Genomic DNA, 660 nt, shown 5'->3' on the forward strand with positions numbered 1-660 from the left:
TCCATCCTGGAAGGAAGCATGTATGCATTGCATATTTGCTTCTCTTCTGGGGAAACCAACTCATATGGAGAGGTGTCCGAGTTGGCCGAAGGAGCACGATTGGAAATCGTGTAGGCGTCACAAGCGTCTCGAGGGTTCGAATCCCTCTCTCTCCGCCAGCAAGGACTTTGTTTGTGGCCCGTTGGTCAAGGGGTTAAGACACCTCCCTTTCACGGAGGTAACAGGGGTTCGAATCCCCTACGGGTCATTCTTTATCTTCCCAGATATGGAGGCTTAGCTCAGCTGGGAGAGCATCTGCCTTACAAGCAGAGGGTCGGGGGTTCGATCCCCTCAGCCTCCACCATATCGATTCTCTTTTACTGACGCGGGGTGGAGCAGCCCGGTAGCTCGTCGGGCTCATAACCCGAAGGCCGCAGGTTCAAATCCTGCCCCCGCAATTATCCTCGAATGAGGATGGCATGATCCAAGTGTGGAGCCGTGGTGTAGAGGCCTAACATGCCTGCCTGTCACGCAGGAGACCGCGGGTTCGAATCCCGTCGGCTCCGCCATTATTTTATGCCTTCTTTGTACGAGCCATTAGCTCAGTTGGTAGAGCACCTGACTTTTAATCAGGGTGTCGAAGGTTCGAGTCCTTCATGGCTCACCAGTTTCATATTCTTT

General features: G+C 53.5%; 6 tRNA genes. All 6 read left to right on the forward strand.

The annotated features are described in order from the left end of the window. Positions 1 to 66: 66 nt before the first annotated feature. The 6 genes from IM700_RS22910 to IM700_RS22935 all read left to right on the forward strand — a co-directional run bounded on the left by IM700_RS22910 (position 67) and on the right by IM700_RS22935 (position 646). Positions 67 to 158: transfer RNA gene (locus IM700_RS22910), tRNA-Ser, on the forward strand. Between the two features lie 17 nt (positions 159 to 175). Further along, a tRNA-Glu gene (locus tag IM700_RS22915) sits at positions 176 to 247 on the forward strand. A 20-nt stretch (positions 248 to 267) separates the two neighbouring features. Continuing rightward, a tRNA-Val gene (locus IM700_RS22920) sits at positions 268 to 343 on the forward strand. Between the two features lie 20 nt (positions 344 to 363). Continuing rightward, positions 364 to 437: transfer RNA gene (locus IM700_RS22925), tRNA-Met, on the forward strand. 34 nt (positions 438 to 471) lie between these two features. Next, positions 472 to 548: transfer RNA gene (locus IM700_RS22930), tRNA-Asp, on the forward strand. 22 nt (positions 549 to 570) lie between these two features. After that, positions 571 to 646, forward strand: a tRNA-Lys gene (locus IM700_RS22935). The last annotated feature ends 14 nt before the right edge of the window (positions 647 to 660 follow it).

The sequence above is a fragment of the Paenibacillus rhizolycopersici genome (assembly GCF_014947195.2).
Classification (GTDB): domain Bacteria; phylum Bacillota; class Bacilli; order Paenibacillales; family Paenibacillaceae; genus Fontibacillus; species Fontibacillus rhizolycopersici.